Here is an 18516-nt window from a genome sequence, read left to right as displayed (position 1 = left end):
TAAATCGCGAGTATTTTGCGTGTACTGCGCGTTAATGGAGAAATAAACTATGCGTGAAGCGCTGATCGATATTGCCGTTGCCACTCTGGGGCGTGCCCCTTCCCCGTCCGAGCTCGCCCAGTGGGAGGTGGAGTTTAATGCGGGCGCGCTCTCCATGGGGCAGCTTGCCGCCGATCTGCTGACCAGTGACGAAGGCCAGGCCCGCTTTCCCGCAGCGGACAGCAACGTGGCCCTGCTGACCAATGCCTATCAGGTACTGTTTGGCCGCGAGCCGGACACCGAAGGCATGAACTACTGGCTGGCTCAGCTTGAGGAAGGCAATATCGAAGCCGGCACTCTGGTAGCCGTGCTGCTGGAAGGCGCGCGCGCCGAAACCGGCAACCCCAACGACGCCGCGCTGGCCAATGCCCGTGCCGATGCCGCCAGCACCTACCTGGCCCAGGTGGAAGCCGGTGAGGCCGAATATGACGCCGACGCCGCTGCCGCTGCGGTCAGCGCCGTCAGCCGTGGCGACGTCGCCGACCCCAACCTGGAGTTCGGCCCCGACGACATCTTCGACCCGGACGCCGACCCCGGCGACGATGACGACTCGGGCGACACCGGTGGTGACACGGGTGGCGGCGGCGGTGTGGTACCGCCCCCTGTTGTCCCGAGCACTCCGACGTTCGGGGTCACTGAAGAGAGCGCGTATCAGCCGCTTGTAGAAGCTCAGCCTGCTCAGCTGGTGATTGACCTCGGCAACCTGGATCTTGATAGCACCTTCACTGTTACCTACCTCTCGGTCACCGTGGACGGTGCCGAAGAAGCGGTTACGCTGGTTGATGGCACTTATGGTGATTCAGCAGAGTTCCTGGATGCTTTGAATGGAGTGTTGGAGGATGTCGCAAGCGCTGCTATTCCGACCGAAGGTGATAACGCTGGGAAGCTTGTTATAATCACAGAGTCTACTGGTGTTGGCGCCTCATTAACCGTTGACGCTTTCAGCTACAGCGTTGAAGCTCAAGATAACGTAGAGCTGGTCGGCACAGAGCCTCTGACTGCTGAAGGGGCGAAAGAGCAGGTTGGGGAACAAGCGCTAGAGAATGTTGCCAGTGACATCAATGCTGCTGACGAAGGTGTCGACGCTGATGTAGATGCAGATCGCACCGTTGATCTGGCTGGCACGGAAGTAGTGGTAGGCGCAACTTACACCGTGAATATCGGTGAAGATGCGTTCAACTACGAAGCTGCTGAAGACGACACGCTGGAAGACATCGTGTCTGAGCTGGCCGGTCTGATCGAAGCCGACGAGTCGTACTCTGCTGCGGTTAATGGCGACACAGCGACACAGATCGACATCACCGAAGGCGCTGGCACGGCTGAGATCGACGTGGCTGCGACACCGGCTGAGCCGGAAGACGTCACGGTTGCTGGTAACATCAACGAAGCTGACGAAGGTGTCGACGCTGATGTAGATGCAGATCGCACCGTTGATCTGGCTGGCACGGAAGTAGTGGTAGGCGCAACTTACACCGTGAATATCGGTGAAGATGCGTTCAACTACGAAGCTGCTGAAGACGACACGCTGGAACACATCGTGTCTGAGCTGGCCGGTCTGATCGAAGCCGACGAGTCGTACTCTGCTGCGGTTAATGGCGACACAGCGACACAGATCGACATCACCGAAGGCGCTGGCACGGCTGAGATCGACGTGGCTGCGACACCGGCTGAGCCGGAAGACGTCACGGTTGCTGGTAACATCAACGAAGCTGACGAAGGTGTCGACGCTGATGTAGATGCAGATCGCACCGTTGATCTGGCTGGCACGGAAGTAGTGGTAGGCGCAACTTACACCGTGAATATCGGTGAAGATGCGTTCAACTACGAAGCTGCTGAAGACGACACGCTGGAACACATCGTGTCTGAGCTGGCCGGTCTGATCGAAGCCGACGAGTCGTACTCTGCTGCGGTTAATGGCGACACAGCGACACAGATCGACATTACCGAAGGTGCTGGTACAGCGGAAATCGAAGTCGCTGCAACACAGCCCGTCTTTGAAGACCTGCCCGCCGTATTGGCTGTCGAGCTTACAGGCATCGTAGATGCTGATAGCGAGCTAACCATTGATAGCTTTGTGCTGAGTGATGCTCAAGGCGAAATTGTCAATCTGGAACACCAAGCTTACGACAATCTGGATGCATTCGTCACGGCTCTGAATGTTGCGCTGGACGACAATGGTACGGCTGAAATTCCGACTGAAGGTGAAAACGCTGGCAAGCTGGTGATCACTTCCGCAGCGGAGGGTGAGGAAGTTGGTCTCAGTTTGAGTGCATTTACTTACACTGTCGGTGAGCAGGCGGTGGATCTCGTTGCTGACGAAGCGCTCTCTGCTCAGGGTGAAGCTGAAATCTCGGAAGAGTTTTGGTCAGCCACCTTCGACATTGAAAACCTTGAAGCAGGTGAGAGTTATGACTTCAGCCTGAGTCTCAAGGATGGAGAGGATAAAGATGTTGTTCTTGACTTCACAGTTGAGGGCTATGAAGATCTCGGCAGCATTATCGAGGCCTTTAATGCGCTTGAAGGTGAAGCCACGTTTGATCTCTTTACTGCCTCTGAAGAAGGTGGCGAATTGAAAATTGAAGCGGATGAAGCAGGCGACTACAGCATCCAAACCGAACTGGTGGGCGTTGCTGTAGCTGAGCTGGATGAAGGTGGCATTCCAGGCTAATCCAGCTCATTCATAACCTAGCGCAGTAATGGGTTGAGGAATGAAGCCCCCGGCCTAGGCTGGGGGCTTTTTCCATTCAGCGAATTACCTAATGGAGTCGAGGTGTTATGTCTCAGATTCTTCCGTTAAGCCCCAAGCTCGCCCACCAGCGCTGGCGGCGCTATACCGACTACCGCCACGCCGAGGCGTTGGCCACCGTGCCGGTGATGGCCCCTGAAGCCGCCCAGGCGGCGGCTCACCTGCCGCTGGTGTTTGTCAAACAGGGCGAGCAGTTTGTGCTCTCGGCCTTGTTGGGGTTGGCCAGCGAGGTCAACCACTGCCTGAACGCCCAGTACGGCTGGGAGGCGGGTTACGTACCGGCGTGGCTACGTACTCCGCCGTTTCGTATTATCACGCCACCCGGTGCCAAGGCCACGCAGCGGGCGCTGGGTATTGACCAGCAAAGCCCCTGGTTGGACACCACCGGGCAGGCAGGCTTTGAAGAAGTCCTGCTGGACGACCAGCGCGAGCTTGCCCCGGCGGTGAAAGAGGTCTTTGCGTTTCTCACCAAGCTGGAAAAGCACGTGATCAAAACCCAGCAGGCGGTAGATGCCCTGGCTGCTCACAGGCTGCTAACGCCGTGGAAGCTGCAGGCCGTGGGTGGCGTTGCCGCACCTAACCTCTACCGGATTGATGAAAAGGCGTTCAATGCCCTGCCGCAAAGCGCCTTTAACACCCTGCGAAAAAAGGGTGCGGTCGCACTGGCCTACACCCAGATGATCAGCAGTCATCAGCTACCCACGCTGAAACAGCGCGCCGAACAGACCGCCGTGCCGGAGAACATCGACCTGGATGCGGTGTTTGGCGAAGGCGATGATGAGCTGAGCTTTGATTTTGATCGCTAAGGCCCATGGAGCCGCGCTTTGTCACCCCTCGCCATCGGCCTTTCGCTCACCGCCTGCGAACAGGTGCCGAGGGGCGCTGCTCTGAGAGGAGGGCTTTCGCCACCGGCATGCCGGACTCCCGCGCTGCCTGGCCGGCCGGGCGGCCGGTGGTAGCGTTGCAAGCTCGTTAAGGGGCGAGCATATGGTACATGCTAATGTAGGGCGGGATGCCGCACGCCCCCCGGCTTTGGCACAACAATAAGGAGAACCACGTGAAGGACGCACTGACCCACCTGTATCTCGCCATCCTCGGCCGCGCCCCGGACCCCGACGGGCTGGCCTACTGGCAGGCGCGCCTTGATGAGGGGCGATCCGTCGCCGAGGTCTCGTCGCTGATGATGGCCTCGCCGGAAGCCGAGATGCGCTTTGTCGATACCCACGAGCCCGAGGCGGTGGTCGCCGCCTACTACCAGCAGCTTTTTGGCCGCCAGCCGGATGCCGAGGGGCTGGCCTACTGGCTGGGTGAGGTCGACGCCGGGCATCTGACCCTGGCCTCGCTCCCCGCCTACCTGCCCGCTGGCGCCCGCGCCAACCCGGATTCCGCCGGCGATGTCTCGGTGATGCAGGCGCGCACCGCTGCCGCTAGTGACTACCTGGCGCTGTTGGATGCCGGCTGGGGCGTGTTTGACCTCGACCACGCCGGCCGGCTGATGGCAGAGCTTACCCGCGAGAGCGTGTTGAACCCGCCGCTCGAACCCGCCCCGGAGCCCGGCCCTCAGCCCCCGTCACCGCCCCCCGCACCGAGCTTCTTTCTCGCGGAGAACGCTGACGGCAGTCTGTCGCCGGCCGGCACCGCAACCGGGCCGATCAGCGTGGCAGTCAGCCTGCAGCCTGAACTCTCCCTGTCGTTGTCGAGAGAGGGCATCAGCCGGCAGTGGCAGCCACTCGATATACAGAGTGAGGGGCCCGACACCCAGAAGCCCCTGCGCCTGGATGGGGAGAGCGTGAGCTGGAATCTGAGCGGCACGGCCTTGAAGGCCTTTCTGGTGATGTTTGCCGGCGACGACCCGGAAGACCTCAATGATCAAGGCATTCAGGCGCTGGTCGAGCTGCTGATCATAAGCGGTCTCGTACCCGAAGAGATCGTCATGGAGTGGGTGAAGGAGCAAGACGAGAAGCTCATTGGCTGGCCGCAGCTGCGCGAGCTGGCCGAGGCGCAGGGAGTGATCGAGTCGGAGCCGACGGATATGGCAGCCTATGAGGCGCTGCTTGAAACCATTGTCGAGGCGGTGGTGCCACGCGACCTCGACGAGAGCGGGGAGCAGTGGGGATTGCTGGATGTTCTGGTAGGCGAAGTGTTTGCCTGGACCGAAGAGCACATGGCGCTGTTCGTTGGCCAGGGCGACCTGATGCTGGAGCCGGCGATCCAGATGCGGCCACTGCCGGATGGCGGCGATATCACGCTCCACTATCGCATGCTGGGGGATACCGGCGATGCCTTCACCATCCATGGGCAGGTGCCCGAGTTCAAGCCGGGCTTGCTCGCGGCCTTGAGCCAGGCTCAAGCCCTCTTTTTCCGCGACCCTCTCGATCTGGCTCAGCTCGCCCTTCTCCACGAGTCGGGCCTTGCCGACAAGGCGAGCTACGCTATCCGGGATGATTCGACAGCCCTGGTCGAGGCGTTGGCCAAAGAGGATGCGGGGCTGCTGGCGGCCATCAACGGGGCGGCCGAGCTGACGATCGACGACCTGCAGGACACTCTGGAGGCGGATTTCTCGGCGATTGCCGTTGAGCCCTTCGCATTGCAGATGATGCTCGGCGAGACGTCACAGACGCTGGCGGCCAAGCTCCCTCCCGATGCTGCGCTGTCGGTCGAAGGCGAGGGCGAGCTGGTGTTCACCGATGCCACCCCGTGGGATGCGCTACAGATCTCCCTTGGCAGCGAGGTGGAGGTGGTGCTCGATGAGGGCGTTCGGCTGGCGGTCAATCAGAACTTGGGGGCGCGAGCCGAGGGGCAGGGTAGCCTGGTCTACTGGCTGGATGACGAGGCTGGCTCGACCTTCCAGGCCACGGAGCAGGTTCGCCTCACCGAGTTCGTTTTCACCGATGATAGCCCCCGCCATGACCTGCTGATCGATGATTTCGCCGCAGGCGGCTTCGCTATCGCGCCGGACGAGGGTGCGCCGGCCGGGTCGCATCGGCTCGATGTCTCCCCGCTACTGGGTGATGCGCTTACGTTCGCCGCCTTCGAGACCATGGCCGACTATGCGTCAGCGCTCCAGGGCCTGGAGGCTGGAGCCGCGGGCCCGGATATCGTGGCCTTTACCCACACTGGCTACTCCACTGCGGCCAGCAGCCTGGAGAGCAATGCCGCCAGCACCATGGCCAACTGGTTCTTCCGCGATCACCAAGCCGGCAGCGAGGGCGACAGCAAGCTGTTTCTGGTTTACGACAGCCAGCACACCCATGTCCGCGATGTCGCGCTGTGGCTATGGACCGATGGCCAGGCGGGCCAGAGTCAGGGCAGCGGCTCGGGTGAGGTCGTCAGCAATGGCCAGGTGGATACCGGTGAGCTGACCTACCTGGGACGGCTGGCCAATGATGCCTGGACGGTGGCCGGTACCTCGGGTAGCGAGCTCGATGGCGAGCATAGCGGCCTGGCCGAGTTCTCCGCCGAGGCCAACCTGGTGGGGGTGAACGACTTTCTGGCGGGCGGCGACTTCGAGCCCGCCTGACCAGGCCCCCTCTAGTGGAGAGTGGGGGCGGGCGGCGGCGGGTCTTGGGCCGATCGCCTGCCCCTGACACGGTGCCTATGGTACCCTTGGCGGCTGGCTTACTTTCCCCGCAAGAGGTGCCCATGCCGCGTTACGTTCCCCTCTCTCGCACCGCCCATCTCGCTTCTGGCGTTGCCGCCAGCGGCTACGCTTTTGCCCTGACCCAGGCCGTGGTGCCTGTGGTGGCCGAGGAGGTGCCGCAGCTGCTGCCCACCATGATGCTGGGGTTCGTGAAGCCGGCCGAGAGCGAGGGCTATCAGTTGGTGGCCATCCAGGCCCTGGAGGCCGGCAGCAATATGTATGTGCACACCAACGGTCGCTGGATCGGCGGCTATATGCCGGCCTGGTATCGCGCCCACCCGTTCCGGCTGCTTCCCGAGACCGATGGCGACCGCCTGGTGCTGTGCGTGGATGAGGCCTCGCCGGCCTTCCACGCTGAGGCCGAGCCCGACGATCAGGCGCTGTTCGATGACGAGGGCCAGCCTACCGAACGTATCAACCAGCTGATGGAGTTCCTCGGCAAGCTGGAAAAGAATCGCCAGGTGACCCAGCGGGCGGTAGATCAGCTGGCCGAGGCAGGGGTGATCGCACCTTGGAAGATCGAGCATCGCCAGCGTGGCGATGAGACCCAGTCGGGGCGTCAGCGTGAGGTGACCGGGCTGTTTCATATTGACGAGAACGCGCTGCGCGGCCTGGAGCCCGAGCGTCTGGCCGCTCTCAGTGACAGTGGGGCACTGTCACTAGCCTACTCGCAGCTGCTCTCCGAGCATCGCCTGAAGGCGCTGGCGCGGCTCTACGAGTTGCGCGCCGAGCATCATCGCCAGCAGGGGGATTCCGAGCGGGTCGATGTAGAGTCGTTGTTTGGCAGCGGCGAGGACGATTTCAGCTTCGATTTCGATAGCTGAGGGCGCGTCTCACCTTTCGGACAAGCCCGCGATGGCCAGGTCGGCTCCGCTCCTGGCTTGTGGGCGGTCGGGCAGCGATTCCGGCCGGCTTTTGGGTGCTTAGCGCAGGGAAGCAGATGAGAGTGAATGTAATGCGATCACGCTGGCTCGGCGCAGCGCCAGGCCAGCCTATTATCGGTGCGGTCTTGGCGGCGCTGTTTCTCTTTCAGCTGGTGCATTTCACCTCGGGCTATCGGCTCACCGCCGATGATGCCATGTTTCTGCAGTATGCCTGGCGTGGCTGGGATCAGGTGTGGGAGGCGGCGCGTGAGTTTGCCTACCTGACCGGGCGTATAGGTCACTTCTTCATGACCCCGCTGAATGCGTTGGGCGCCTACTGGGCCGCCGAGTGGCCGGCACGCTGGCTGATGGTGTCCGGCTATTTCGGGGTCATGGTGCTCTTTGCGCGCTATGCCAGCCGTCTGCTTGCCGAAGGCGAGTGGCGTGTGACGGCCTTCATGCTGGTGAGCATGCTGGCGCTGCATCCTCTGGCCTATGAGCATATGCCGCCCACGGCGTATCCGCTGCAAAATACCTTGCCCTTCCTGCTGATATTGGCGGCGCGCCTGTGGCTGTGGAACCGCGATCGGGTTGCGTTGCCGCTATTGCTGTTTCTGTACGCCTTGCAGGGCATGGCGATGCTGGTCAGCGAGTATGTGATACTCCTGGCTTCGGCCCTGATGGCGGTGGAGCATCTCTCCCATGCCACGACACCGGCAGTGGCGCGACGCAGGCTGCTAGGCGTGCCGGTGCGCGGCTCCCGCCTGCTGGCCGACACGCTGCTGGCGGTCCTGGTGTTGGCGATTTACCTCCTGTTTCAGCTGATGTTTCCTTCCCAGTATGAAGGCAACAGCATCGATGCGCTGACCGATATTCGGCGCTTCTTTCTGACCTCGGTCTATCATGTGCTGGCCGGTATGTCGTTTTTTCGCTTGTCGCTTTCCGGGGCTACGGCTGCTACTTGGGCGGTAGCCTCAGTGGTGGCGCTGCTGACCTTCGCCAGCGCATGGTATCTGCTGTTGCGAGTGGCTCTACCGGGACGCCGAAAGGCACTGCTCATCATGCTGGTCACCGCCTTCTTTATGCTCTACATGGCGTTTCCGTTGGCGGCTACCTCACGGCAACAGGCGTGGTGCCTCGAGTACGGTAGCTGTGGCTATCTGGACAGCCGCACGTCTTTCCTGGGCGCGGGCGTGCTGCTCTATTGCCTGGCGGGGTTATTGATGGCGGGGCAGTCACGCCGCATTATGGCGCCGGTGCTGGCTGCTCTGTTGGCTATCATGGCAGGCCTGAACCATACCGAGAACCAGCGCGTTGCCAACGATATGGGACAGCGCTCGCAGCCCTGGCAAGCGGCACATGAGCAGGCCTGTGAGCTACCCGCAGGAGCCGTGATACGTTCGGAGGTGCGTGAGAGGATCGACCCCCATCAGCTGGTGAGTTTTCATCACCATATCGAGCCCAGGGTCTACTGGCTCGAATACATGAATCATCTGCGCGCCTCAGGACGCTGTGGTGCTGAGCTTGGCGATGAACAGGCCGAGTTGCGTAATCCCTTCTATCTGCCGCTTTCGTCACCCGGCTTCGTCACGGTGGGCGAGCGGCGTGGGGCTGGCCATGAGGCATTGGGTGAGGGGTGGTCTTATGTCGAGTCCTGGGGGGTGTGGAGCGACGGGCCTTCATCTACCCTAAGGCTCGATCTTGCCGATCCGGCCCTGGCAAACGTAGAGGCGCTGGAGCTGTCGTTCAATGTCTACCTGGGGCCTTCCGTTGATGAGCAGCGAGTGGATGTCGAGGTACAGGGTGAGCTGGCGGGAAGCTGGCACTTCACGGCCGATGAAGCAGGGAACTGCTGCCGGCGTCGGATTGACCTATCGGCCCAGATAGGACAGACGGACGCGGAGGTTCGATTGTTCTACCACCATCTACGTGATCCTGATCACCCGGCAGAGGGCGGCGACCCTCGGCAACTTGCCCTGGGGCTGCATTCGTTGGAGTTAGTGGAGCGGGTTGAATGAGCCAGGAAGTGCATTGTATCGAGTCGAGCGCATCGACACTCGCCGGCAAAACCGTGTCATTGGTGGTGCCGGCCTATAATGAGGAGGCTTCCCTTCCTCTATTCATCGAGGCGTTTCTGACGGCTCGCGAGGAGTGGGTGTTTAACAGCCAGGTGATCTTCGTTGACGATGGCTCTAGCGATGGCAGTCTGGCTTTGTTGCGTGACTATGCCAGCCAGCATGCGTGTGTTCACTATGTGGCCTTTTCGCGTAATTTTGGTAAAGAAGTCGCGCTTTCCGCGGGAATTGACCATGCTGCCGGTGATGCCGTGGTGCTGATGGATGTAGACCTTCAGCATCCTTTGGCTACGGTTCCCGAGTTTGTGAAGGTATGGCATGAACAGGGCGTGGACATGGTCTATGGCGTGCGTAATCGGGATAATCAGGAGAGCCCGTTGAAGCGCTGGACGTCTCGTCAGTTCTATCGCTTCTTCAATATGTTGGCGCATACCCGCCTGCCTGAGGGTGGCGGCGACTTTCGGCTGCTTGACCGGCGCGTTGTCCAGGCATTGAAGAGTTTGCCCGAGCGAAATCGCTTCATGAAGGGGCTCTATGCCTGGGTGGGGTTTAGCACCCATGCCCTGACCTATGAACAGCCCACTAGGGCTGCCGGGGAGACTCGCTTCAATTACTGGAAGCTGTGGAATTTTGCCCTGGATGGCATCGTCAGCTTTACCACCTGGCCCTTGCGCGTATGGTCCTATATCGGAGTGGGGGTGGCGCTGCTGTCTTTCCTGTATGGAGGCTACATCGTTGCTAGAACCCTGTGGATGGGCGTTGACGTTCCCGGCTTCGCCTCGCTTTTCGCGGCAGTGATGTTTCTTGGTGGCATGCAGCTCATTTCCATTGGCGTGCTCGGTGAGTACCTGGGGCGGCTGTTTATCGAGACCAAGGACCGCCCCTTGTATATCGTGGCCGAGGCTAGAGTGCCCGATAATGAAGGTTGAGCTGAAAGGAGCCGACGTTCGTCGCCTGCTGGGCCAGTTGGTGCGCTTCGGCCTGGTGGGGGGGCTGGCTACCGTGGTGCATCTCTCGGTAGCCTGGTGGATGCTGCGGCTGTGGCCCGAAGGCTCCCCGTTCATCGTCAATCTGGTGGCCTTTGTGGTGGCCTTTCAGGTGTCGTTTTGGGGGCATTCCCGCTATACCTTTCGTCAGAAGGGAAGCGCATGGCGTTTTCTGGCGGTCACACTAGGTGGTTTTGCCATCAACAATGGCCTGCTATGGGCCTTCTTGGCACTGGGGGTGGACTCGGCGTTTCTCGCGATCTGCCTGTCTGTGTTGCTGGTGCCCCTCTTCGTGTTTACCGCGTCACGCTTCTGGGTGTTCTCCTCTGCGTCGAGATGATCGCCCGCGGCACATCGCGGGGTGGGCGTTGCCTGGGCTGTGTCCGAAAAGCCGGCGTGCAACGCCCACCGCCGGGCTTAGCCGAGGAACATGTCGTGCGTCCATGATGGCGCTGTAGGTGCCGATCAGCAGGGTATAGGACTGCTCCGGCCCGTTGATCCCTCTGGAAAGACCGGCTTGGTGTGGCAGCGTGCATGGCGCCTTACTCCCTGTTGCGCCCGGCAATTTTTCAATGGGCCTGCGGCGATGTCAAATGCCACTTAGGGCGCCGGGCGAAGTCGCCTCAGGCGCCCTATGTCCCTCCCACAAAGCCAGTTCACCCGCAGTCTGCGAAGCGTCTTTTTTTGTGCTCTGTCAAGCATTCAATCAGTCATTGCTGAAATGAGGCGGCGCTCCCGATATGATGGCTGGGCACAGTTGACGTGCGAAAAACGACATAACACCAAGGGAGCTGCAAGATGCAGAAGTCACTGATTGAACTCGGGGTCATGATATTGGGACGGGCGCCAAGCCGGCAGGAGCTGGAGAGCTGGGCAGAGGCTCAGGCCGGTGGGGCAGGGCTTGCCGCCTTGTCGGGCGCCATGCTGCAGCAGCTGCCCGAGGCGCAGACCCGCTTTGCCGAGGGGGGAAGCGACGAAGCCTTTCTGGTGAACGCCTATGCGCTGCTGTTCGATCGCCTGCCCGATGTCGAGGGGCTGCAGTACTGGATGGCTCAGCTGGAGGCGGGCAATCTCACCCGCGAGAGCCTGATCCCGGCCCTGGCCGAGGGCGCCCGCGCCGAGACCGGCAACCCCAACGATGCCGCGCTGCTGGCGGCGCGGGTGGAGGGGGCCGAGGCCTATCTGGATACCCTGGCGGGCGCTGGCCAGAGCTTTTCCACCGCCCAGGCGCGTAACGCGGTGGCGGTAGAGCGGGCCGAGGTGGCCGTTCCGGCGCTGGAGTTCCAGCCGGATGCGCTCTATGCCGGCCCCGGCGACGAGACCCCGGCGCCGCCTTCGGAAGGGGTCGGCGTGACGCTGGAGAAGGGCAATCTGGTATATGGCTTCGAGGCCCAGAGCGTGCCGGTCAACGGCGAGGCGGTGCTCACCATCACCCAGCAGGAGATCGATGCCTTCGAGGGGCAGTGGGAGGCGCTGTTCTCGGGCTCGCAGAACTTCGGCAGCCATCTGACGCTGACCACCGGCGACGATGTGCTGGAGCTGGCGACCATCGAGTTCATCGGTGACAGCGAGATTCGTGATCTTGCCAGCGGCTCCGGCTGGGCAGAGGAGTGGATCGACCTCGCCATTTTCAACGGGGAGCTGGTCACGCCCGAGAGCCTGAACGTCACCGAGCATGAGTTCTTCTGGGGCGAGACCGGCCTGGAAGGGTTCTTCGGTTACCAGTGGCCCTGGGTCGATGAAGGCGACGAGACCATCACCCGGCCAGACGGCCAGGCCTTCAAGCTCGAGGTCGAGCTGCTCGACGCCCTGGGGATCGCCAACCTGCAGGAAGTCTGGACCGAGCTGGCCTGGTAAGGCAGGGCCAGCGATACCCAACCCGCTGAATGGCGCCTCCCCTGGTTGGGGCGGTGCCACGGGCTGCCGCCAGGTGGCCCTGGTGCCGATTATTTGACCAGGAGGTAGTGCCGTGAGCGATAGAGCGGGAAGCAGCCGACTTGTCGAGTTTTGCCGGGGCAGGGCGGTTGACCACAAGGGCCGCACGATCGAGGACATCTGGGCGCTGCCGCCCTTCTGGCTGGAACACACACACGACTATATCCAGTGGCTGTTCCCGATTCCCGAGGCGGGGCGCTTCAACGGCTTTGCCCCGCTGCTGGACGAGCCGGCGCGAGCCCTTTTCGCCAACGACGAGGCGCTGCGTGCCAATCAGCGTCGCTCGCTCGACGTGATGCTGGTGTTCTTCGGCCTTGGTCGACGGGAGCATGTTATCGAGGCGCTGCCTGAGCTCAACATGCGCGAGCACATTTGGCTCAAGCGGGGCGGGCACAACCACCTGCGCATCTCGCGGATCATCCGCAGCCTGCACCTGTGTCATCAGCCCGAGCTCGCGGCCGCCTTCCAGTACGCCGTGATCGAGATCGGTTCCACGCGGGGAGTGGTGTCGGAGCAGTCAATTGCTTACTGGCGTGCGGCCTCCCAGCCCTGAGAACGTGTGACCGATACCCGTTACCCCTGGACCTCGAGAATCACGATCTGGAACGCGCGATTGGCCTTCGGCAGGTGGTCGTGATTCAGGAACGGGTGCAGTGGTTTGGAGGCGATCAGGTTGACGTCGAGGTCGTCTAGACCCGCCGTGTGCAGGGCGTTACCGAGTCGTTCGATCAGGCGCTCGGTGGTATCCCGCTCCGCCGGGCAGCGGCGGGTCAGCACCAGGTAGTTGGTCTTGAGGCTATGTCGTCTGGCATGGCGGCTGACCTTGGCCAGCCGGCGGATATCGCTGATCAGCCCGCGCAAGGCATCGCCCCGCTTGAACTCCAGGATATGCGCCGTGCGTCCCCGTTTGCCCGTGTGCAGTACCAGGTCGAAACGCCCGTCGGGACGCAGGTCGGGCTCACTAAGCAGCTCGGCGATGTCGTCGACCTGCATGTCTGAGGCCTCTAAAGTACGTTTGACCTGCGCCTCCAAGCGATAGCCGAAATTGTCAAAATGGACAGCGAAGTAGTCGGCCACCCGCATGGCCATGAAGAACTCCGGCATGCGATGCAGCGAGGAGCGCGACAGCCGTTGAGCGTCGTCATGGGCGGCCAGCAGAGCCTCCATAATGGCGTTGAGGCGGTTATTGGGTGAAGACCTCATGGGCGACCTCCCTGGTCAGGAGTAGAGCCGTGACCATGACAGGCACGCTGAGCAGCCAGGCGGTGATCGATACGATCGGCATCTCAAGCTCCCTTTGATGGCTGGTGTCGGTGATACGGTGATAGATCGGCAGAGGACGTCGATTCTTGAATGACCTCCTGGAAGCCTTGCGCGCTTCGGCGCTGGCGATAGCGCTGCTGGTGGCTGGCGGCCATGGGGGTAACCTCACGTCGTGATGGGGAGAAACTGGGTATGGCGTCACGACGTGAGGGGGCGTGGTCACTCATTATTGAGCGCTATGACGGGGCTTCTTTGCCCGGATCGAGCCGGCCCGCAACGCGCCCAGACCGTTTGGAGGGTCGGCCGGGGCATCCGGGTGTGCAAGGGAGAGGCGTCGAGCCGGGACAATCGCTCAGCCGGCAAGGCTCGGCACCACGTCTACCGGCGGTGCAGGCAGTGCCTCCGGGCACCGGGAATGGAGCTGCCCGAGTTCAACGACTTGCAGGATCTACACGAGGTACATGACATGCTGGCCGAACGCATCAAGAAGTGGCCCGAGCGGTGGATCGAGGAAGGGCGCCAGGAAGGCCGAGAAGAAGGGCGAGAGGAAGGGCGCCAGGAAGGGCGCCAGGAAGGCCAGTTAGAGGCCAAGCGTGAGACCGCCCGGAATCTGATCGCCCGCACCGAGATGGACGACGCCATGATTGCCGAGATCGCCGGGCTGCCCATCGACGACGTGGCGCGGCTGCGTGCCGAGAGCCGGCACTGATCGCTTGCATCGCCCGGACCGACCGCGCCCTGAACGAGCAACTGCCCAAGGACGCCCACTGATGGTCAAGCGCAGCCGGCTCCTGCTACTGGCCCTCGCCGCCGTGGCCCTCGCCGGCTGCGGCCGGGTGCCGCTGGTGCCGATTATTTGAATGGACGGTGGTAGCCCTGCCGATGGGGCAGGACCATACGGAAGCCAGTGGGGCTGTGGTAGGCTGAGCCGCACTACCCCGAGACACAGAGCCCCGCATGGCCAGCCACCACGACCACAGCTACAAGCTGCTGTTCTCCCATCCCGAGATGGTCAAGGACCTGCTCACCGGCTTCGTCAAGGAAGCCTGGGTCAGCCAGCTCGACTTCGCCACCCTGGAGAAGGTCAGCGGCTCCTACGTCACCGACGAGCTGCGTGACCGGGAAGACGACATCATCTGGCGGGTGCGCTGGGGAGACGACTGGCTCTACGTCTACTTGTTGCTGGACAAATTCATCGGGAATGAATTTGGGCGCACTTCAGTGCGCCCGAAGGGTGGGCGCCATGGATGGCGCACATCAATTCCAGTCGAGCGTCGACCGCTTCATGGCGGTGCGGATCATGAGCTACCTGGGACTGCTGTACCAGGACCTGATTCGCCAGAAAGCCCTGACGCCCAGTGGCAAGCTGCCCCCGGTGCTGCCCGTGGTACTCTACAACGGCGAAGAGCGCTGGCGTGCCGCACAGAACGTCAGCGAGCTGGTCGAACGGGTACCGGGTGGCCTGGAGCGCTACCGACCCGAGCTGAGCTACCTGCTGCTGGACGAAGGCGCCATCGTCGAGGCGCCCGACTGGTCGGACGAGACGCGCAACGTGGCCGCGGCCCTGTTCCGCCTGGAGCACAACCGCGACGAGCAGGACATGCTCGACGTGCTGGGCCGGCTGGTGGAGTGGCTCAAGGCCCCGGAGCAGACCGGGCTACGACGTGCCTTCGTGGTGTGGATACGTCGCGTCATGCTCCCCCACCGGGCACCGGGAATGGAACTGCCCGAGTTCAACGACTTGCAGGATCTACACGAGGTACATGACATGCTGGCCGAACGCATCAAGAAATGGCCCGAGCGGTGGATTGAAGAAGGGCGTCAGGAAGGTGAGCAGCTGGGCGCCGAGAAGGCCAAGCGCGAGACCGCCCGCAACCTGATTGCCCGCACCGAGATGGACGACGCCATGATTGCCGAGATCGCCGGGCTGCCTATCGAGGAGGTGGCACGGCTGCGTGCTGAGAGCCGGCACTGATCGTTTGCATAGCCCTGACGCCCAGCGCCGCCTATGCCCGCGCCCTGAATGAGCCGCTGCCCAAGGAAGCGCACTGATGATCAAGCGTCACCGGCTCCTGCTGCTGGCCCTCGCCGCCGTGGCCCTGGCGGGCTGCTGCGCAGCGCACCAGACCCGCTACCTGCGCGGGATGCGGGTGGCGAGCGAACTGTATGAACGCCGGGCGGCGGCTTGCCGGCGGCGATGCGTGGTAAGCTATCGGCAGTTGATTGCAAGGAAGCCCCATGGCCACCCACCACCACGATACCGGCTACAAGGAGCTTTTCAGCTACCCCGAGTTGGTTCAGCAGCTGCTCGAAGGCTTTGCGCCGTCCGAGATCGTCGAGCTGATGGATTTCTCGACTCTCAAGAACCACAGCGGCAACTACATCACGCCGCTGTTCGAGGAGAAGTTCGAGGATGTGGTGTGGTCCGTGGAGGTGACCTGGGAAGGTGTGACCCAACAGGTCTTCCTGTACATCCTGTTGGAGTTCCAGTCGGGTGTGGACAGCACCATGCCGATCCGGTTGATGCACTACGTCGCCTGCTTCTACAGCCACCTGATCAAGACCAAGGTCACGACCGCTGCTCAAGGGATGCCCCCGATCCTGCCCATCGTGCTCTACAACGGGTCCCGAGACTGGACGGCCAAGCAGGACATCTACGATCTGGTCACCCCGGAACCGCCGAGCTTCCTGCGGGTCTACCAGCCCCGCTTGCGCGACTACCTGGTGGACGAAGGGCGCTACACTGATGAAGAACTGGGGTTACGCCAGACGCCACTGAGCGGAGTGTTCAGTGTGGAGAACGCCGGTGAGAGCTGGGAGGCCCTGCAGCAGGCCGTGGATCGGGTCGTGGCGATCATCCAGGCCGACCCCAACAAGGAACGTATCGACCGGATCATCACCCGCTGGCTCAAGCGCCACCTGCAGCGGGTCGCCCCCAAGGCCAGGCTTGACCTGGATTGTCTCAACAGCCTGGTGGAGGATAGAGACATGTTGGCAGAGAATTTAGAGAACCTGGTGAAGAAAGAGCGGCTGCAAGGCCGAGAGGAAGGCCGAGAGGAAGGGCGCCAGGAAGGCCAGTTAGAGGCCAAGCGCGAGACCGCCCGCAACCTGATCGCCCGCACCGAGATGGACGACGCCATGATTGCCGAGATCGCCGGGCTGCCTATCGAGGAGGTGGCGCGGCTGCGTGCCGAGAGCCGGCACTGATCGTTTGCATCGCCCAGACCGACCGCGCCCGAACGAGCAACTGCCCAGGGAGGCGCACTGATGGGCAAGCGCAGCCGGCTCCTGCTGCTGACCCTTGCCGCCGTGGCTCTGGCGGGGTGAGGCCGGGTGCCGCTGGTGCCGATTCTGTAGTCCCTGCTGAGAGGTTCATGGTACGGTAAAACCATGATGAAGCAGCGGTAAACCTTGATGTTCTGTCAGCGATTCGGCTTGGAAGTCCACGTCACGCGTCACGCACGCGAGCGTATGGTGCAACGGGGTATCACTGAAGCTATGCTGGGTGAGCTTCTGGAAACCGGTGAGGCGCGCTATAAAGACGATAGCCGGCTATGGGTCGCCAAGACCATGCAGGGCCGCCACGACAATCTCGTCTGTGCCGCCGTGGTGCTGGAAGATAGACTGATCGTCAAGACCGTCATGCACCACTTCCAATGGGAGAATTGACCGTGCGTACCACCTACGAAGAAGCTGACGATATTCTCGTCTTGCACCTCTCCGAAAAAGCCATTGCCAAGGAAGTCTCGCAGGACTGGAACACCCATGTCAGTTACGCGGAGGATGGAAGCATCGTGGAGATCGTGATTCTGGAAGCCTCCAAGCAGGGCGCCTGGCCCCTGTTGCGCAGCCATGCGGCTTGAAAAGCATCACGGGTAGCGTGGCTAAAGGCCCCGGAGCAGACCGGGCTATGGCGTGCCTTCGTGGTGTGGAGTCGTCGCGTCATGCTTCCGCACCAGGCACCGGGAATGGAGCTGCCCGTGTTCAACGACTTGCAGGATCACCACGAGGGTCATGACATTGAAGTGGTCCAATTGGAGCGGACACCCCGATAAGCCTCATAATGGAGGTGTTCATGACCAAGAAGACTCGACGTCGGTTTTCCGATGAATTCAAGGCGGATGCGTGAGCCTGGTGATCGTTCAGGTGTATTCCGTATCCGAGGCCGCCCGGCGCCTTGGCGTAGAGCGCAGCGTGCTGGACCGCTGGTGCCGGTTCTGTAGTCCGCTGTAGTGGCCCTGCCGGTGAGGCGGGGCCACAGGGAAGCCGGTGGGCAGTATGCTATCCTGATGACGGTAACAGGGTTCCCATGAGGTAAGCGCGATGCAGCTTGAAGAGCTCATTTCCAAGGTCAGCCGTCTATCGGCCGCTCGCCAGCAGGAGGTTATTGATTTCGTTGACTTCTTGGAGCAGCGCTACGGTGATGAACAGGGTGCTGAGCAGGCCGACTGGTCAGATCAGCAGTTCCAATCCCTGAGCGTTGAGCAAGCAATGCGTGGGCTCGAGGACGAGCCTGACCTCTACTCTGAGGATGATCTCAAGGAACACTGGCAATGAAGCGTGCCGGTCAGATTGCCTTGATGCCCTTTCCCTACACCGACCTCACCCACAGCAAGAAACGGCCAGTGCTTTTGCTGCGTCAACTCGATCATGCTCAGGATGACTGGCTCGTCTGCATGATTTCCTCTCGGCTGCATCAGACAGAGCCAGGTCTCGACTGGGTGCTGACGTCGGAGAGTGAGGAGTTTGCGCCCTCCGGCCTCAAGGTCTCCAGCGTATTTCGGCTGTCACGTATCGCGGTGCTGGACGGTGCGTTGCTGCTGGGGCAGATGGGGACGGTGACCGAGACCAGACTGTGTGACCTGAGAAGTCGGCTGAGCCGCTGGATTACCTGTACAGAGTGAGTGACCGAGCTACGGCGTGCCTTTGTGGTGTGGAGTCGTCGCGTCAAGCTTCCGCGTGCCGAGAG

17 protein-coding genes and 2 pseudogenes are annotated in these 18516 nt (G+C 61.9%); 18 read left to right on the top strand and 1 reads right to left on the bottom strand.

The features are described from left to right. The first annotated feature begins 49 nt into the window (after positions 1–49). From ACZIYR_RS14135 to ACZIYR_RS14095, 9 genes are all read left to right on the top strand, one after another. Positions 50–2707: a DUF4214 domain-containing protein gene (locus ACZIYR_RS14135; protein WP_483527127.1), complete on the top strand. Its 2658-nt coding sequence runs from the start codon at positions 50–52 to the stop codon at positions 2705–2707. A 107-nt stretch (positions 2708–2814) separates the two neighbouring features. After that, positions 2815–3591 (top strand): SapC family protein, encoded by a 777-nt coding sequence (locus tag ACZIYR_RS14130; RefSeq protein ID WP_483527126.1) that lies wholly within the window; start codon positions 2815–2817, stop codon positions 3589–3591. Between the two features lie 251 nt (positions 3592–3842). Continuing rightward, positions 3843–6305 (top strand): DUF4214 domain-containing protein, encoded by a 2463-nt coding sequence (locus ACZIYR_RS14125; RefSeq protein WP_483527125.1) that lies wholly within the window; start codon positions 3843–3845, stop codon positions 6303–6305. Positions 6306–6427: 122 nt separating this feature from the next. After that, positions 6428–7249 (top strand): SapC family protein, encoded by an 822-nt coding sequence (locus tag ACZIYR_RS14120; protein WP_483527124.1) that lies wholly within the window; start codon positions 6428–6430, stop codon positions 7247–7249. A gap of 131 nt (positions 7250–7380) precedes the next feature. Continuing rightward, positions 7381–9306 carry a hypothetical protein gene (locus ACZIYR_RS14115; RefSeq protein WP_483527123.1) on the top strand — a complete coding sequence of 642 codons (1926 nt, stop codon included), beginning with the start codon at positions 7381–7383 and terminating at the stop codon, positions 9304–9306. Next, positions 9303–10292 (top strand): glycosyltransferase family 2 protein, encoded by a 990-nt coding sequence (locus ACZIYR_RS14110; protein ID WP_483527122.1) that lies wholly within the window; start codon positions 9303–9305, stop codon positions 10290–10292. The genes ACZIYR_RS14115 and ACZIYR_RS14110 overlap by 4 nt, the downstream gene beginning before the upstream one ends. Next, the gene (locus ACZIYR_RS14105) at positions 10282–10689 is read left to right on the top strand and encodes a GtrA family protein (RefSeq protein WP_483527121.1); all 408 of its coding nucleotides are present in this window, start codon (positions 10282–10284) and stop codon (positions 10687–10689) included. Before ACZIYR_RS14110 ends, ACZIYR_RS14105 begins: the two co-directional genes overlap by 11 nt. Before the next feature lie 458 nt (positions 10690–11147). After that, entirely contained in the window at positions 11148–12206 is a 1059-nt protein-coding gene (locus ACZIYR_RS14100; RefSeq protein WP_483527120.1) for a DUF4214 domain-containing protein, read from the top strand. Positions 12207–12318: 112 nt separating this feature from the next. Continuing rightward, positions 12319–12837: an opioid growth factor receptor-related protein gene (locus ACZIYR_RS14095; protein ID WP_483527119.1), complete on the top strand. Its 519-nt coding sequence runs from the start codon at positions 12319–12321 to the stop codon at positions 12835–12837. A gap of 20 nt (positions 12838–12857) precedes the next feature. Here the strand turns inward: ACZIYR_RS14095 and ACZIYR_RS14090 are convergent, their stop codons facing one another. After that, positions 12858–13487 (bottom strand): hypothetical protein, encoded by a 630-nt coding sequence (locus tag ACZIYR_RS14090; protein ID WP_483527118.1) that lies wholly within the window; start codon positions 13485–13487, stop codon positions 12858–12860. A gap of 526 nt (positions 13488–14013) precedes the next feature. Between ACZIYR_RS14090 and ACZIYR_RS14085 the strand changes: the two genes are divergently transcribed. The 9 genes and pseudogenes from ACZIYR_RS14085 to ACZIYR_RS14045 all read left to right on the top strand — a co-directional run bounded on the left by ACZIYR_RS14085 (position 14014) and on the right by ACZIYR_RS14045 (position 18451). Next, entirely contained in the window at positions 14014–14256 is a 243-nt protein-coding gene (locus tag ACZIYR_RS14085; RefSeq protein WP_483527117.1) for a hypothetical protein, read from the top strand. Positions 14257–14504: 248 nt separating this feature from the next. Next, positions 14505–14675 (top strand): annotated as a pseudogene (locus tag ACZIYR_RS14080) (Rpn family recombination-promoting nuclease/putative transposase); the annotation flags it as partial. Positions 14676–14790: 115 nt separating this feature from the next. Beyond that, positions 14791–15522 carry an Rpn family recombination-promoting nuclease/putative transposase gene (locus ACZIYR_RS14075; RefSeq protein ID WP_483527116.1) on the top strand — a complete coding sequence of 244 codons (732 nt, stop codon included), beginning with the start codon at positions 14791–14793 and terminating at the stop codon, positions 15520–15522. 263 nt (positions 15523–15785) lie between these two features. Beyond that, positions 15786–16754 (top strand): Rpn family recombination-promoting nuclease/putative transposase, encoded by a 969-nt coding sequence (locus ACZIYR_RS14070; protein ID WP_483527115.1) that lies wholly within the window; start codon positions 15786–15788, stop codon positions 16752–16754. A gap of 207 nt (positions 16755–16961) precedes the next feature. Further along, positions 16962–17216, top strand: coding sequence for a DUF4258 domain-containing protein (locus ACZIYR_RS14065; RefSeq protein ID WP_483529089.1), 255 nt, complete (start codon positions 16962–16964; stop codon positions 17214–17216). A 2-nt stretch (positions 17217–17218) separates the two neighbouring features. Then, positions 17219–17410: a DUF2283 domain-containing protein gene (locus tag ACZIYR_RS14060; protein ID WP_483527114.1), complete on the top strand. Its 192-nt coding sequence runs from the start codon at positions 17219–17221 to the stop codon at positions 17408–17410. A gap of 212 nt (positions 17411–17622) precedes the next feature. After that, positions 17623–17762, top strand: a pseudogene (locus ACZIYR_RS14055) (transposase); the annotation flags it as partial. 108 nt (positions 17763–17870) lie between these two features. Further along, on the top strand, positions 17871–18104 hold the full coding sequence (locus tag ACZIYR_RS14050; RefSeq protein ID WP_483527113.1) for a DUF2281 domain-containing protein: 234 nt from the start codon (positions 17871–17873) through the stop codon (positions 18102–18104). Next, a complete protein-coding gene (locus ACZIYR_RS14045; RefSeq protein ID WP_483527112.1) occupies positions 18101–18451 on the top strand; it encodes a type II toxin-antitoxin system PemK/MazF family toxin in 351 nt (116 codons plus the stop codon). The genes ACZIYR_RS14050 and ACZIYR_RS14045 overlap by 4 nt, the downstream gene beginning before the upstream one ends. Positions 18452–18516 lie beyond the last annotated feature (65 nt).

The sequence above is a fragment of the Billgrantia sp. NRB1 genome, assembly GCF_056921725.1.
Note: the sequence above shows the minus strand (reverse complement) of the source record. Positions and strands in the feature narration are given on the sequence as shown.

What these genes read in the sequence shown, in the direction of transcription:
- ACZIYR_RS14135 (WP_483527127.1), top strand. Translation starts at nt 50, where the DNA reads ATGCGTGAAGCGCTGATCGATATTGCCGTTGCCACTCTGGGGCGTGCC.
- ACZIYR_RS14130 (WP_483527126.1), top strand. Translation starts at nt 2,815, where the DNA reads ATGTCTCAGATTCTTCCGTTAAGCCCCAAGCTCGCCCACCAGCGCTGG.
- ACZIYR_RS14120 (WP_483527124.1), top strand. Translation starts at nt 6,428, where the DNA reads ATGCCGCGTTACGTTCCCCTCTCTCGCACCGCCCATCTCGCTTCTGGC.
- ACZIYR_RS14115 (WP_483527123.1), top strand. Translation starts at nt 7,381, where the DNA reads ATGCGATCACGCTGGCTCGGCGCAGCGCCAGGCCAGCCTATTATCGGT.
- ACZIYR_RS14110 (WP_483527122.1), top strand. Translation starts at nt 9,303, where the DNA reads ATGAGCCAGGAAGTGCATTGTATCGAGTCGAGCGCATCGACACTCGCC.
- ACZIYR_RS14105 (WP_483527121.1), top strand. Translation starts at nt 10,282, where the DNA reads ATGAAGGTTGAGCTGAAAGGAGCCGACGTTCGTCGCCTGCTGGGCCAG.
- ACZIYR_RS14100 (WP_483527120.1), top strand. Translation starts at nt 11,148, where the DNA reads ATGCAGAAGTCACTGATTGAACTCGGGGTCATGATATTGGGACGGGCG.
- ACZIYR_RS14090 (WP_483527118.1), bottom strand. Translation starts at nt 13,487, where the DNA reads ATGAGGTCTTCACCCAATAACCGCCTCAACGCCATTATGGAGGCTCTG.
- ACZIYR_RS14085 (WP_483527117.1), top strand. Translation starts at nt 14,014, where the DNA reads ATGCTGGCCGAACGCATCAAGAAGTGGCCCGAGCGGTGGATCGAGGAA.
- ACZIYR_RS14075 (WP_483527116.1), top strand. Translation starts at nt 14,791, where the DNA reads ATGGATGGCGCACATCAATTCCAGTCGAGCGTCGACCGCTTCATGGCG.
- ACZIYR_RS14070 (WP_483527115.1), top strand. Translation starts at nt 15,786, where the DNA reads ATGGCCACCCACCACCACGATACCGGCTACAAGGAGCTTTTCAGCTAC.
- ACZIYR_RS14065 (WP_483529089.1), top strand. Translation starts at nt 16,962, where the DNA reads ATGTTCTGTCAGCGATTCGGCTTGGAAGTCCACGTCACGCGTCACGCA.
- ACZIYR_RS14050 (WP_483527113.1), top strand. Translation starts at nt 17,871, where the DNA reads ATGCAGCTTGAAGAGCTCATTTCCAAGGTCAGCCGTCTATCGGCCGCT.
- ACZIYR_RS14045 (WP_483527112.1), top strand. Translation starts at nt 18,101, where the DNA reads ATGAAGCGTGCCGGTCAGATTGCCTTGATGCCCTTTCCCTACACCGAC.